Origin of the sequence: Variovorax paradoxus, assembly GCF_009755665.1 — a bacterium.
GTDB lineage: Bacteria > Pseudomonadota > Gammaproteobacteria > Burkholderiales > Burkholderiaceae_C > Variovorax > Variovorax paradoxus_G.
Genome location: NZ_CP046622.1, coordinates 3680912 through 3695152 on the forward strand (window position 1 = coordinate 3680912; position 14241 = coordinate 3695152).

Consider the following 14241-nt stretch of genomic DNA (forward strand, 5'->3'; position numbering starts at 1 on the left):
GGTTGATCATTTTGCGCACCGGAAAGGAAAATCTATTTCCTGCCTAATAGATTGAATTTTGCAACCCTCACAACATCCTCATCTTTATCTGTAGATAATTTTTCCAGGATATCGAGCGGGGTCTTCTTATTGGCAGCAATTTGCTGCCGAACCGTGGAATCGGGATCCACCGATAGTAACTCAAACAACTCCTGAGATAATTTTCTTTTGGATGCAACAAAAAATCTGACTTCCACCTCGAATTTACAGAGCTCCTGAAGAATTTCCAGGGGAACAGTTTTATTGTGAGCCACCCATTTCCTGAGTTCTGGGTAATTTTCGATAACATCCTTCCAGACTTCAAGAGAGGCCTCCTCGTGAGCAGCCCTGTCATATTCTTCTTTTAATTGACTTGATCGCAATTGAGCAAACTCGCTGGCAGAAGAAATCATTGCGCATCCTTGCATTTCATCGATTTAAAGTCGATATTCTTTCCAACGTCGCTTTTGTGCTTCTTCATATAGTCTCCGTACATATCTGCATCAGCAATCCAACCACCATTTTTGTCGTGAACTTTCCACGCGCTCCCGCCGTGGCCCGTTTGATCTGCAGACCACCAGAGACCGGTACTAGGATCTCGAAGGTATTTGATACGACCCACACCGGGGACATTTCCGTCGCAGGTACGATCGAAGCGGTTAATTTCCCAGGGTTTTCTGCACGAGCAGTTGGAATTTTGATTCGGCTTGTCGGATTTTTGCTTTCTGCCGGCCGTATCCGCTGCACGCGAAGTTAATCCGACAGGATCAATCCATCCAGAAGGATTCGGCGCGTACCGGTGCAAATTTAGCCCGCCGGCGAGCCCGATCGGGTCCTCGCTTACAAACCGCCCACTCACCGGGTCGTAATATCGATAGCGGTTGTAGTGCAGCCCCGTCTCGTCGTCAAAGTACTGCCCCTGGAACCGGATCGGATTCCTGAACCCCGCCTTCCTCCCCGCCTCGCTGATCGCCTGCCTGGCTTCGCCCCAGGCCTTGTAGCTGGCCGACCAGGCGATCCGCCCCTCATGGTCGGTCAGTTCCTGCGGCGTACCCAAGTGGTCGCATTGGTAGAACGCGATCTCTTCCTTTGCAAAGACCTGCGGCGTGTTGAGCTGCTGACCGTTCCATAGCGGATCCTGCTCGATGTCGTAGCGCCCGCCGTTGGCTGCGATCAGCGCCTTCACGTCGGTGGTCTGACTCAATGCGATGGCTTGGGCCTGCCTGATCTGCACCAGCGGCACGAAGGAGCCGGGCTCGTGGATGTAGTGCACGCTGTCGCCGCGCCAGGCCTGCTGCTCGTGCTCGCCCTCGGTGCTCTGGGTGCTCTCGAAGGCCAAAGTGTCGCCGTCCCAGCCGAACAGGGTGACGTCGTGCTCGGATCGCTTGGCGATGCGGCGGCCCATGGCGTCGTAGCTGAAGGTGGTGGTCTTGCCGTAGGTGGTCGCACTGCGCATGCGATTGAAGCCGTCCCAGGTGAACACGGTCTTCTCGCCATTGCTGGTTCGCTCGACGAGGTTGCCGCGTTCGTCCCATTTGTAGTGGGTGCCGGCATAGTCCTTGAGCAGGTTGTCCATCAGCTTGCCGGCCATGCTGCGGCCGTCGCCGTCCAGGCGAACCGCGACGCGGTTGGTCACGCGGCCTGCGGCCAGCGTGCCGGCCGCGGTGGTGTCCGAAGGATTGCCGATGTTCCCTGCGGGATCGAATGCGAAGGTCTCGCGGCCCAGGCGGCTGTTGGCTTCCAACAGGCGGCCCACGGGGTCGTAGCGGTAGCTCAGGCTGCCGCGGCGGCTGTCGCCGATAGCGACGAGCTGCCCTGCCTTGTCGTAGGCATAGCTGCGGCGAACGGCGGCAGCGGCTTCGATGGCTCCGGGCCTGGTTTGCGAAATTTGTTGCTCGAGCAAACGGCCGACCGGGTCGTAGCGCAGCTTCTGCGTCAGGCCGTTGCCCTGCTCGCGCGCGATCTCTCGGTGCAAGTCGTCGCGCTCGAAGTCAAGGATGTCCTGTCCGTCGACAAGCAGCCCGTGCACATGGCCGGAGCCGTAGGTCAGCCACTGCGTGGTGTGGCCGTCGGGGCGGATGGTGGTCACGCGCTGGTTGAGCTCGTCGTAGCCATGGCGCCAGACTGCCGTCTGCCCGCTCTCAATGTAGTGGTGATGCTCGCGCGCGAGGTTGCCCGCTGCGTCGTAGAACCACTGCAGCCGCGCATCGCCGTTCGCAGCCTCCACCAGGCGCCCGTTGCCGTCGTAGGCGAAGCGCTCCGCCTGCTCGGCGGCCTGGCGTTCGGTAAGGCGGCCCAGCGGATCGAAGGCGAGCGTGGTGCTGTGGCCCGCATCGACGACCTCGGCCAGCACGCCGGTGGATTCCTCATACCGGTAGCGGGTGGCCTTGCGGTCGAAGCCGATCTCCTCCAGCAGCTTGCCCACCGGGTCGTACCTGAAGTCGTAGCGGCTGCCGTTCTCATTGTGCAGTTCGGTCAGCCGGCCGAGCAGGTCCCACTGGTAGCGCAACGTGTGGCCGGCCGCGTCGACACGGCCGGCGACCAGGCCGGCGCGGGTGTAGCTGTAGCGGGTGCGGCGGCCGAGCGCGTCGGTGTGTGCGAGCAAGCGCCCTTCGGCGTCGTGCGCAAAGTGCTCGCGGGTGCCGTCGGGGAGCACGATTTCCTCGAGCTGGCCCGGGTGGTTGCGGTTGCCGCCGTCTTCGCCTTGCGCCACAGCCGCGCCCACGGGCGTGTAGCGGTAGCGCGTGGACTGGCCGGCCGCATCGGTGGCCTTCACGAGGCGCCCGCGGCTGTCGTATTCCCAACTGCTGACTTTGCCCGAGCAGTCGGTGTAGCTCGCCATCTGGCCGGCGGGCGTGTAGGCCAGGGTCTTCACGCCGCCCTTGGCATCGGTGATGAGCACCGGCTGGCCGGCCGGGTCGTAAGCGTATTCGGTCTTGTTGCCGAGCGGATCGGTTTCTTCGGTGAGGTTGCCGCTTGCGTCGTGCTCGCGCTTCCAGACGCCGCCTTCGGCATCGAGGATGCCCGTCACCCGGTGGCGCGCGTCGTATTCGTAGTAAACGCGGCTGCCGTCGGCGCGGGTGTGGGTCTTCAGGTTGCCGTTGGCGTCGTAGGCGTAGTCGTCCGTGCTGCCGTCGGTGTGGATGTGGCGCGTGATGTTCTTGGCGTCGTCGCGCAGGAACCACTCCTCGCGCTTGTCCGGGTGAATGATCCGGTAGGTGTAGCCCAGCACGTCGTAGTAGTACCAGGTCTCGCCGCCGATGGCATCGGTCAGGTAGGTGAGGCGAATGTTCCTGTCCCACTCCAGCGTGAGCGCAAAGCTGCCGTCGTCGGCCCATTCGCGCACGGCCTTGGCGTCGACATCCGTGCCGTCGTACTGCAGGTTCATGCCCCGTCCCGTGCGGTCGGTGTAGCGGGTCACGAGGTGATGGCTGTAGCTGTATTGCCAGCCGGCACCGTTCTCGTCCTGCGCGGTGACAAGATCGCCTTCGGCATCGTGCGTGTAGGCCGCCAGTTGGCGCACAACCTGGCCGTCCTTCAGTTCCCACAGCGACGCGATGAGGCCCGTGCGGGCGTCGGGCCGGGTGCCGACGTGCGCGATGACTGCATCGCCCTGCCGGCTGATGATGTCGCTCAGCACCTCTTCGCCGGTCGCGGCGATCACATGGTCGTAGCGCAGGCCGACCGCGGCACCGCCGCGCGCATGCTGGGCCACCAGGCGGAAGTGCTGCTTGCCTTGCGATGCGGCCTTGGCGGGCACGGTGTCCACGAGTTCGTAGGTCTCGCGCCAATCGGCCGCCTCGCCCGCGGGCACCGGCTTGCCGAAGTCCACCGCCAGCAGGCGTTCGCTCAGTCGCGTGAGAGTGATCTCCTCGATCGGGTTGTGATGGCTCTTGCCCACGGCCAGCAACGGAAAGGCATGGCTGCGGCCATCGGCGCCGTGATAGATCAGGCTCATCTCGCCTTGGCGCCGGCCCTTGGCGGCCTTGGCGACGTCCACGCGGGTGGTGTAAGGCGTGATCCAGCGCGCGCCCAGACTTGCCCGGTCGAAGGCGCCGAGATTGCTGCGATAGACGCGCGTCCAGCTTATGGGCAGCGTCGCGCCCAGCACGAAGTCGGTGTGGTCGAAGCTCTCGCATCCGGTGGCCAGTGCGATGGCGCCGCCGGCGCCTGACACCGCGCAGTTCTTGCAGCCCGGGTCGCCGCTGGCCGGAACCTGCGCGGATGTCGCGCCCTGCTCTCCGCCGGGCTTGTTGCCCCGTACCTCCGAACCCTTGGTCGCGTTGATGCTTGCGCCGCCGCGCCCTCCTTTGCGCCTGATCAGTGCGTCCTTGAGGATCTTGATCATCCACTTGATGCCGTACTGCAGGCTCTCGTCGCCCAGCCGCATGATCTGCCGGCGCGCCGCACCCTTGAGATCGGTCAGGCTGGCGACGGTATTTCGGATTTCCGCCTTCACGGCGTCGGGCAACCCATAGTGGCTCGCCTTCGCGGCCGCGTAGTTGGCGGACTTTTTCGCGGCTTCTGCAGCGGCGGCCATCATGCGGCCCCAGGTGCTCTGGGTCTTGGGGTCGTAGGTGTTCTTCTCGGCAGCGCCGCCCGTCGCGAACACCGGCTTCTCGCCCAACGCCACTTGCAGGGCACCGATCAGCGCATCGGCAATGGCGTCGACCTTTTTCGCGCATGACTGCAGGAAGTCGTCGAGGTAGCCGAGCGCCTCGTCCACGAACTTGTCGAGCGTGCCGGCGATGGTGTCGTTCAGGTGGGTGATGAGCACCGTCACGAAAGCCTCGCCGATATTCGGCACCACGTTCTTGGCCGACTTGGCAATCTGCTGCTTGAGCAGGTGCAGCATCGGCCGCAGGCTCATGCGCGCGGCGCCCGTGCCGGGAGGAAACGGAATCACGCCCAGCAGGTTGATCGCCAGGCTCACCCACTGCAGCACGTCGGAGTACGCCTTCTTGGTGATCATCTCGACGATGTCCCAGACCGCATCGATGAGCGCCATGATGTTGCCGATGACCGGCAGGCTGCCCGCGAAGGTCTTCAGCACGTTGAGCGTGACGTAGTCGTTGGTGAGCTTGCGCAGCCACTTGTCGATCTTGGCGGCACCGGCGCCGATGTCTTCCACGCCGATGGTGTTGAGCGGCGCCACCGCGGTCTGGCGCTCGCGCTCGGCGGGTTGCGCGCCTTGCGTCTTGTTTTGTGAGGCTTGTTCAGCCATGCGCGAATCTCTCCCTTGATCTCTTGTTGTCGCCGGGGTTCGCAGGCCGTCAGCCCGCGAACCCCGGCGTTTGAACGCTCGGCAGCGAAGGCAGCGACGCAGGCAGCTTGGCGCCCACGGCCTGCGTGGCCATGCCGGTGGCCGTTCGGCCGACCTGCCCGAGCAGCGCCTTTGCGCCGCCCTGCTGCAGGCTCTGCACGGCCCCGAGGGCCTGCTGCGCCGTGTTCGCCGCTTGGGCAATCTGGCTCACGAGCCCGCTCGCCTTGCCCAGGCCGCCCGCAGCTCCAAGGCCGCCAAGGAAACTCGTCCCACCGCCCTCCGAGTCCAGCGCCTTGTCGCTCGCAGGTTCGGCCGGCCAGCGGTCGGGCTTGGCGAAGTAGCTGGCCGTTTCCCACGGATCGCTCGGGTCGCCGCCGAAGGTGACCTTGGCCTGCCCGAGCGGAAGCCCGGCGACCGAAGCGAAACCGTTCGCGTCGAGCTTGCCCGTGTGCGTTGCGCCTTCGGAATCGACCACCGTGTAGTCGCCCTGCTTCACGCCCTGGCGCATGGCGCCGTCGGCCTTCACGTACCGGTGGTACAGGTCGAGTTGCCCGCGGGGGAGCTGCGGCGGCTGTGGCAGGCGCGGCGGCCCGTCGCTTTTCGGGCCGACCATCGAATGCGACGAGGCATGCGCGCGCCACAGGCCGTTGGTGCCGCTCTCGATGCCGCCCGCATTCCACCGCGTGTAGCTGGAGCCGCCGTTGACGACGATCTCTTCCTTGGCGGTGATGGTGATCCGGTTGGCCTCCATCTTGATGTCGAGCTTGGCCAGCGCGTTGATGCTGTCCTTGAGCGCGGTGATGTCGATATCGGCGGCTGCCGCGACCATCCGGATGCCTTTGTTGAACGCCGCGATGCGCACCGCATCCTTGGCGCTGACCAGGAAGCTGTTGCCCGTGGCAAAACTCGCGTGCGCACCGCTTGTGATCGCCGTGTGCTCCACGCTCACGATGTGCGTGGAACCCTGCGCGGTCGTCTGGATGCCCGCGGGGCTGGCGAGCGTCAGGTGCGGCTCCTGGAACTCGGCGAACTCGCCCTGCTCCCGGTTGCCGCCCTGGCCCTTGATTGCATCCGTCTGCTCTTTGAGGCTGCGGGCCACTTCGTCCTGGTCGCCGGCTTCGTGGGCCTTGGCGGTGCGCGCGACTTCGCCCAGGCTCTCATGCAGGTCGCGTCCTTGCGTGAGCCGGCCGACGGTTTCGCCCATGTCGGTCATGTGCGCCTGTGCGTTGGCGCGCGTCTCGGTCGTGACCAGGAGGCCCTTCGCCGAGCGCACCACGCCATGCCCATCGGTGCGCAATTCGAAGCCCTGCCCGCGCGGCTCCTTGCGCCCCGCGGTGTCTTCGATGCGGCCGATGTGGCCCACGCTCAGCTGGCTGGCCTGATGGTCGCTGCGCAGCTGCGCCTGGATCTTTCCGTGGGTGTCGTCCAGCACCAGGTGGTTGCCGCGCCCGCCGCCGAGTTCGCGGCTGCGAATGCCCGACAGGTGCTTTTGCTCCGGCAACTGCCAGGCGGCCATGGTGTCGGCGTTGTAGACGCAGCCCGTCACGATCGGATAGTCGGGGTCGCCGTTGAGAAAGTCGACGATCACCTCCATGCCGATGCGTGGCACCGAGACCGCCCCGAAGGTGGCGCCGGCCCAGGCGGTGGACACACGCACCCAGCAGCTGGAGTTCTCGTCGTCCTTGCCCAGGCGGTCCCAGTGAAACTGCACCTTGATGCGGCCGTACTGGTCGGTCCAGATTTCTTCGCCGGCGGGCCCGACCACCATGGCCGTTTGCGGACCGCGGGTGCGCGGCTTGGGCGTTGTGCGCCGGGGCCGCCATGCAAGGCTGGTGGGCTGGGCGTCGAACGCAAAGCGCTGCACCGAACCCTCTGTCGATTCCGCGCCCTCGCTGGCCTGCAGGTTTTCCTGCAGGTGGTAGCTCACGCTCAGCAGCAGGTATTGGCGGTTCTGGTCGGACCTGGGGTGGCCTGTGAGCCGCAGCGTGTGTCCGGTTGCCAGCTCGCGCAGGTTGGAGCGGCCGCTCGCACGGTTGCGCTGGCTCAGCTGCTCTTCGTTGCGGATGCGCGCGTAGGTCTCGCCGTCGGCATGCTGCACAAAGCCGCCGGGCCACTCATAGTTCTCGTAGCTGTCGTGGTCGTGGCCGGGCGGCATCTGTCGCAGGTGCGAGAGGTCGGCCTTGGGCTTCTCGAAGTCGTAGTCGTCGTTGTAGTGATGGCCCGCGCGCACCTCTTCCGCGGTTTCCCAGGCATAAATGCGCTCGCGCTGGCCCATGCCGGATTTTTCGAGCGGATGAAAGCGCACCGACTCTCCGCCGGGCAGCGGCGCGTGCGAACTCGCAATGTCGTCCGCAAACACCAGCACGTGCTGCGAAGCCTCATGCCGGAAGTAGTAATAGATGCCTTCGAGCTCGCACAGCCGCGAAATGAAGTTGAAGTCGCTCTCGTGGTACTGCACGCAATAGTCCCAGCGGCGGTAGTCGCCCCGGCCGAGCTTCTTCTCGATGGGATAGCCGTAGCTCCCCAGCACTTCCGTCAATATGTCGGGAACGCTCTTGCTTTGAAAGATTCGGAAATCGCTGCGCCGCGTGGCAAGCCACAGCCAGGGCCGCAGTTGCAGGCGATAAAAGGAATGGCGCGCGTCTTCCTGCTGCAGGCCAAAGCGCGTTGCAATGCCGCCGAGGTAGCGCACGCCGCCGCTTTCGGTTTCCACCGCCACGGTCGACGCCTTGCCGAGCAGGGCTTTCGAGTCGATCGCGTTGCTGCTGCCCAGCAGGTCGATGTCGAAGGTGTAGAGCTGGCTCAGCGCCTCGCGGCCCACCAGTTGGTGAAATTGCAACGACTCGCCCAAGGGCGTCTGGATGGTGACGCGGCGGCTCATTGCTGTACCGCATTCAAGCGATAAGCCGAATTACCTAATAGCAATTCATCCAATAAGAATATTGTTTTCAGAATGAGCTTCACGCTCACCTCCCATTGCACGTGTTCACAATTATTTTAAATGTTGATTTATCGTAAGAGCCAATGCTAAAAATTGACAAATCACCACTTTGAACAAAAGTTCACGGGCTGAGCGCGCGAGGGATCAAAGCCAGGGAATAGGCGGCGCATGAATTGCCGAACGAATGGGCTGCGCCAATGGCAGGCGCCAATCCAGGACTACTTAGTGTTTAAAAAATAAGCTGCCGGACGAATTACCCTTTGGCCCCGCGCTCCAGCCCTTCGAGCTTTACAACCCGCCAGGCGCACAGGCTGCCCACCACCGCCAGCAAGGCCGCCAGCGCGAACATGGTGCGGTAGCCGAGCTCCTGCGCCACCGCGCCGCCGAGCAGCACGCCCAGCACGCCGCCAAAGCCGTAGCCGATCACCGTGAACAGCGCCTGCCCCCGCCCGCGCAGCCGGCCGGGGAAGCGGCGCGACACCACGGCAATGCAGGTAGTGTGGTGCGCCGCAAAACTCAGCGCATGCAGCCACTGCGCAATGACGAGCGCCGCGATGGAGCCGCCCAGCCCGGCCGTGAGGCCCAGCCGCGCCACGGCGGCAATGCCGCACACCAGCATCCAGCGCGGCATGGGCAAGAGGCCAATCAGCCGCCCCTGCAGAAAGAACCAGACGATCTCGGCCACGACCGACAGCGCCCACAGCAGCCCGATGACGCTCTTTCCGTAGCCCAGCGAATCGAGGTAAAGCGAGAAAAATGCGTACACCGAGAAGTGCGACATCACCTGGAAGAACAGCGCCGCAAAGAACCACCGCACCGCAGGAATGCGCAGCACCGGGCCGATGGGCTCCTTTACCGCGTCATGGGCAGCCACCGGCTCGCGAATGTCCGGCAGCTTCATGGTCGCAATCAGCACGACGGCGAGCGTGCCCGCCGCCCAGGCCGGAAAGTGCTTCATGCCGAAGCGCTCGAACCACTCGCCCGCAAAGAACACCGTCACCAGAAAGCCGGCCGAACCGCACAGGCGAATGCGCCCGTAGCGCCCCCAGTCGCCGGCCACGAGCTGCGCCATGGCGGCCTCGGTGAGCGACATCATCGAGCTGGTGTGGGTGAACATCACCAGCAGCACCAGCGCCAGCCACCAGGGGCCGCCATTCCACCAGAGCCCGAACGAACTGACCAGCGCCACCGCGGCACTGAAGCGCAGCAGCATCACGCGGTGGCCGGTGTGGTCGCTCAGCGCGCCCCATGCATAGGGTGCAAACACGCGGGTGATCGACTGCACGGAGGCCAGCAGGCTGATCGTGAAGATCGGCAGCCCCAGGTCCTGCAGCCACAGCGGCAGGTAGGGGTTGAAGAAACCGATGTGCGCGAAATAGCTGGCCGACAGACCAGCAAACGCCAACAGGTGGCCGCGTCCGGCGGCCACTGGTGGCGGGGCGGACACTAGAGGAAAGACGCCTGCGGCGAGGCAGCTTCGGTCTTGTCGGCTTCGGCCTTTTGCTGCTGCTGCATGTCGCCGCACTGCGCGCGGTTGCGCAGCACGTGCTCCATGACCACCAGCGCGAGCATGGCTTCGGCAATGGGCGTGGCACGAATGCCCACGCACGGGTCGTGGCGCCCCTTGGTGACCACCTCGACCGGGTTGTTGTGAATGTCGATGGACTGGCGCGGGCTGATGATCGAGCTGGTGGGCTTGATCGCGATGCTCACTTCCAGGTCTTGCCCCGAGCTGATGCCGCCCAGAATGCCGCCCGCGTTGTTGGTGACGAAGCCCGTGGGCGTGATCGAGTCGCCATGCGTGGTGCCGCGCTGGGTGATGCTGTCGAAGCCGGCACCAATCTCGACCGCCTTCACCGCGTTGATGCCCATCATTGCGTAGGCAATTTCGGCGTCGAGCTTGTCGAACAGCGGCTCGCCAAGGCCGACGGGCACGTTGGTGGCCGTCACGCGGATGCGCGCGCCGCACGAATCGCCGGCCTTGCGCAGGCGGTCCATGTACGACTCGAGCTCGCTCACATCGGCAATGGGCGCGAAGAAGGGGTTGTTGGGCACGTGGTCCCAGTTTTCGAACGGAATGGCAATTTCGCCGATCTGCGTCATGCAGCCGCGAAACACCATGCCGTATTTTTCGGCCAGCCACTTCTTCGCGACTGCGCCGGCCGCCACCATGGGCGCCGTGAGCCGCGCCGAAGAACGTCCGCCGCCGCGCGGATCGCGGATGCCGTACTTCTTCCAGTAGGTGAAGTCGGCATGGCCGGGGCGGAACTGCTGGGCGATCTGGCCGTAGTCCTTGCTGCGCTGGTCGGTGTTCTGGATCAGCAGCGCAATCGGGGTGCCGGTGGTCTTGCCTTCATACACGCCGGAAAGAATCTGCACCGCGTCGGGCTCGTTGCGCTGGGTGACGTGGCGGCTGGTGCCGGGGCGCCGGCGGTCGAGATCGCCCTGGATGTCGGCTTCGCTCAGTTCCATGCCGGGCGGGCAGCCGTCGATCACGCAGCCGATGGCCGGGCCGTGCGACTCGCCGAAATTGGTGACCGCGAAGAGAGTTCCGAATGTGTTGCCGCTCATGACGGGATTATCCCTACAAAGCGGCGGCCACTCAGTCAGTCGTGTTTTCCATGAAGAATTTGGCAACAGGGCCGCAGTCTTATGTTCGATGGCCCATTGCACAACCTGCTGAGATTGCTCCGGCTTGTATAAGCATTTCCTTATTAAAAGGGAGGTGACTCAGCATATGAGCACAAGCAAGATACTCATCGCGTTGGTGACACTTTTGGGGGTCTTGGCAGGCGGCTGGTTCTTCTCCAATTACCTTGTTCTGCTCATCCTCGATCTGCGAGACGCACCGCTGGCCTGGAACACGTGGTGGCAATACATTCAGGCGGCAGACCTGCCGCAGTACGCGCCCTACGCTACCAAGATCAAGCTCAGCGGCGCCCTGGGCTTCGGCGTACCACTGCTGGGCTGGGCCGCATTGCTCATCCCGCTCTTTCGAGCCAAGGCCGAATCCCTGCACGGCGACGCCAGCTTCGCCGAACTTTCCGATCTCAAGCAAGCCGGCCTGCTCAAGCAAACCCCGCAAAGCATCCTCATCGGCAAGTACAAAGGCCAGTACCTGTGGCTGGGCGGCGCGCAGCACGTCATCACGGTCAGTCCGACCCGTTCAGGCAAGACCACCAGCATTGCCATCCCGGTGCTGTTGTCGTATTTGCACTCGATGGTCGTGCTCGACCTCAAAGGCGAACTGCGCAAAGCCACCAGCGGCTGGCGCGAGTCGCAGGGTCACACCATCTATGTGTGGGCGCCCTATGACGACCAGGGAATGACCCATCGCTTCAACGCCTTCACCCTGCTGGTGGGCATGGATGCGGGCAAGCGCATCGGCGAAATCCAGACCATCGCCGCCATTCTTTACCCGGACGAGCCCGGCAAAGACCCCTTCTGGACGAGCCAGAGCCGCGCCGCCTTCACCGCCTTCGCCTCCTACATGTTCGAAGCGTGGGACAACTGGAGCCGGACTCTCGGGCGCGCCCAGGACCCCAACACCGACGAGAACTTTCCCAGCCTCGAACGCATCCTGCGCCTGTCCAGCGGCGCCGACGGCCAGGGCACCTTGGCAATGCTCAAGGCGATCTTGAACGACCCGGAGCAGTCGGGCTTCATCAGCACGCAAACGCGCACTGTCTTTGGCAACCTCGCGGGCCTGGCCGAGCAAACCTTCTCCTCGGTGATCGCCACCATGCAGGCGCCACTGCAGCAGTTCCTCAGCCCCGTGCTGGCCGCCGCCACCAACGCGACCGACTTCGACATCACGGCCATCCGCAAACGCCCGACCACGCTGTACGTCGACATCCCGACCAACAAGCTCGATGAAAGCGGCAAGCTGCTGAACATCTTCTTCAGCAGCGTGATCGGCAACAACCTCACCAAGCAACTGGGTGACGAGCCGGACCTGAAATACCAGATGCTCATGCTGATGGACGAATTCACCGCCATGGGGCGGGTGGATGTGTGGGCCAAGCGCATCTCGATCTCGGCGAGCTACGGCGTGCGCGACCTGTGCATCGTGCAAAGCCGCGCGCAGCTGCGCTCGGCCTATGGCGACAACGACGCGCAGAACTTCATCACCAACCATGGCGCCCAGATCGTGTTTGCGCCACGCGAGCAAAGCGATGCGGCCGAATACAGCGAGATGCTGGGCTACAAGACGATCCGCAAGGAGCACCGCAGCACCAGCCGAGGCGGCGGCTCCAGCCAGGTCTCGACCAACTACACCGAAGAGCGCCGAGCCCTGTTTCTGCCGCAGGAAATCAAGGAGCTGCCCGCCGACGAGGAGCTGATCTTCTATGAAGGCTGCAAGCCGATCCGGGCGAACAAGAACTGGTTCTTCAAGGACAAGGTTTTCAAGGAGCGGGCGAGCATGGCGCCGGCGGAGATCAAAACGATAGAGCTCAGCAGACAGCCATCGATGACTGGTTTTGGGCTGGATGACATCACTCAAACCGAGTGTGAGGCCAAGTTCCATTCGCAACGACATTGAGCCGGCGAAGGTCGTGGCCGCACAGGACATCATCGCCGCTCACTGAAAAATGCCAAGAACTCTCATGACGTTCATCAACGAATTCACCTCGCCCGAGGATGTTGAAAAGTACGCTCTTGATCAGGTCAAAAAGAAATACGAGGGGATTGGGGTGCACGTGGATGCCAGATGCTCAATATTGCCTGAAATAAACACTTCAAAAGGGATCATCGAATGAACCGCCCTCCCGCCTCCGAGAGAGATTATTGGGATCGGATTTTGAAACTCGCCAAAGACAACGGCGGCAGCTTCACGCTGGATCAGATTCAAGAAGAATTTGATCTGACCAGTAGAGAAATCAAGAAGATCACGAAGTTGGTGAAAAAAGATCACCCAGATGATGCCATCGACAACTATGAAAATGCAGAAGGCCTGGTTAAGGCATGGGGAGGGCGCACCATATCGGAAGAATATGAAGAAGAAAAAAGGCCATCTCCTGATTTACAGAGAACTGAAGGATTGACTGAGCTGTGGTTAATGTCTCGTCATGAGTTCAGGCTAATTGAAATTGACGACAAAGAGGCCGTACAAGCGATTGATTTGAAATATGTCACCCTCAATCAAATCTTTCTTTATTTGGCGCGCAAGGGAGTTCTCCATGGCTGGTTCTAATCCCTATCTACTCTCGGAGGCGGAGAACGAGCGGACTTTTCGTGAAGAAATTCTTCTGGGAAAGTTAAAAAATATCGGGGCCAACCTTCCTCCTGTCGAACGCCATCAAATGGTCATCAACCGTGGTCAGCGGCGCCGATGCATGGATATGCTAGCGCCAAGCTGAAGATGGCCTAAACCAATACGTCAAAAGGGAACAACACATGAATCATCCACCGGCCTCTGAGAGAGATTATTGGGATCGGATTTTGAAACTCGCCAAAGACAACGGCGGCAGCTTCACGCTGGACAGATTCAAGAAGAATTTGACCTGAGCAGCAGGGAAATAAAGAAGATCGCGAAGTTGATTGAAGAAGATCGCTCGGATGATGCTGTCGACAACTTTGAAAATGCGGAAGGCCCGGTTAAGGCATGGAAGGCTCGGTCTATCTCCGAAGGATATGAAGAAAAAAAACTAACCTTCTCAGACAAAGATCGCAAGAACAGATTAATGGATCTGCGAGTAATGGCTTACCGCGAATTCAATTCAATCGATATTGATGACAACGATGCCGTTCAAGCGATTGATTTGAAATACGTTACCCTCAATCAAATCTTCCTTTTTTTAGCGCGCAAGGGAGTCCTCCATGGCTGGTTCTAATCCCTATCTGCTGTCGGAGGCGGAGAACAAGCGGATTTTTTGCAAAGAAATTCTTCCCAAATGGTTGAATGATGCAGCTCCCAACCTTCATTCGGTTGAACACCCCCAAATGGTCATTATCGGTGGTCAGCGGCGCCGATGCATGCATATGCTTGCGCCAAGCTGAAGATGGCCTAAAACAATAC

The 14241-nt window shown here is 62.1% G+C and carries 10 protein-coding genes; 5 read left to right on the plus strand and 5 right to left on the minus strand.

The window, feature by feature from the left end:
* Positions 1 to 32 precede the first annotated feature (32 nt).
* The 5 genes from GOQ09_RS17140 to aroC form a co-directional block, all read right to left on the minus strand.
* Positions 33 to 431, minus strand: a complete 399-nt coding sequence (locus GOQ09_RS17140) for a hypothetical protein (RefSeq protein WP_157614610.1) — start codon at positions 429 to 431, stop codon at positions 33 to 35.
* A complete protein-coding gene (locus GOQ09_RS17145; protein ID WP_242630870.1) occupies positions 428 to 5242 on the minus strand; it encodes an RHS repeat-associated core domain-containing protein in 4815 nt (1604 codons plus the stop codon). Before GOQ09_RS17145 ends, GOQ09_RS17140 begins: the two co-directional genes overlap by 4 nt.
* Positions 5243 to 5291: 49 nt before the next feature.
* Positions 5292 to 8162, minus strand: a complete 2871-nt coding sequence (locus GOQ09_RS17150; protein ID WP_157614611.1) for a type VI secretion system Vgr family protein — start codon at positions 8160 to 8162, stop codon at positions 5292 to 5294.
* Positions 8163 to 8475: 313 nt separating this feature from the next.
* On the minus strand, positions 8476 to 9669 hold the full coding sequence (locus tag GOQ09_RS17155) for an MFS transporter (RefSeq protein ID WP_157614612.1): 1194 nt from the start codon (positions 9667 to 9669) through the stop codon (positions 8476 to 8478).
* Complete coding sequence (aroC, locus tag GOQ09_RS17160; protein ID WP_157614613.1) at positions 9669 to 10793, minus strand: chorismate synthase; 1125 nt, start codon at positions 10791 to 10793, stop codon at positions 9669 to 9671. The genes GOQ09_RS17155 and aroC overlap by 1 nt, the downstream gene beginning before the upstream one ends.
* Positions 10794 to 10959: 166 nt before the next feature.
* On the opposite strand from aroC, the gene GOQ09_RS17165 reads away from it, so the two are divergent.
* The 5 genes from GOQ09_RS17165 to GOQ09_RS17185 all read left to right on the plus strand — a co-directional run bounded on the left by GOQ09_RS17165 (position 10960) and on the right by GOQ09_RS17185 (position 14222).
* Positions 10960 to 12765, plus strand: coding sequence for a type IV secretory system conjugative DNA transfer family protein (locus tag GOQ09_RS17165; RefSeq protein ID WP_157614614.1), 1806 nt, complete (start codon positions 10960 to 10962; stop codon positions 12763 to 12765).
* A gap of 64 nt (positions 12766 to 12829) precedes the next feature.
* Entirely contained in the window at positions 12830 to 12982 is a 153-nt protein-coding gene (locus tag GOQ09_RS17170) for a hypothetical protein (protein WP_157614615.1), read from the plus strand.
* On the plus strand, positions 12979 to 13416 hold the full coding sequence (locus GOQ09_RS17175; RefSeq protein WP_157614616.1) for a hypothetical protein: 438 nt from the start codon (positions 12979 to 12981) through the stop codon (positions 13414 to 13416). Before GOQ09_RS17170 ends, GOQ09_RS17175 begins: the two co-directional genes overlap by 4 nt.
* A 235-nt stretch (positions 13417 to 13651) precedes the next feature.
* Entirely contained in the window at positions 13652 to 14056 is a 405-nt protein-coding gene (locus GOQ09_RS17180; RefSeq protein WP_165442095.1) for a hypothetical protein, read from the plus strand.
* Positions 14043 to 14222, plus strand: a complete 180-nt coding sequence (locus tag GOQ09_RS17185; RefSeq protein WP_157614618.1) for a hypothetical protein — start codon at positions 14043 to 14045, stop codon at positions 14220 to 14222. The genes GOQ09_RS17180 and GOQ09_RS17185 overlap by 14 nt, the downstream gene beginning before the upstream one ends.
* Positions 14223 to 14241: the final 19 nt, after the last annotated feature.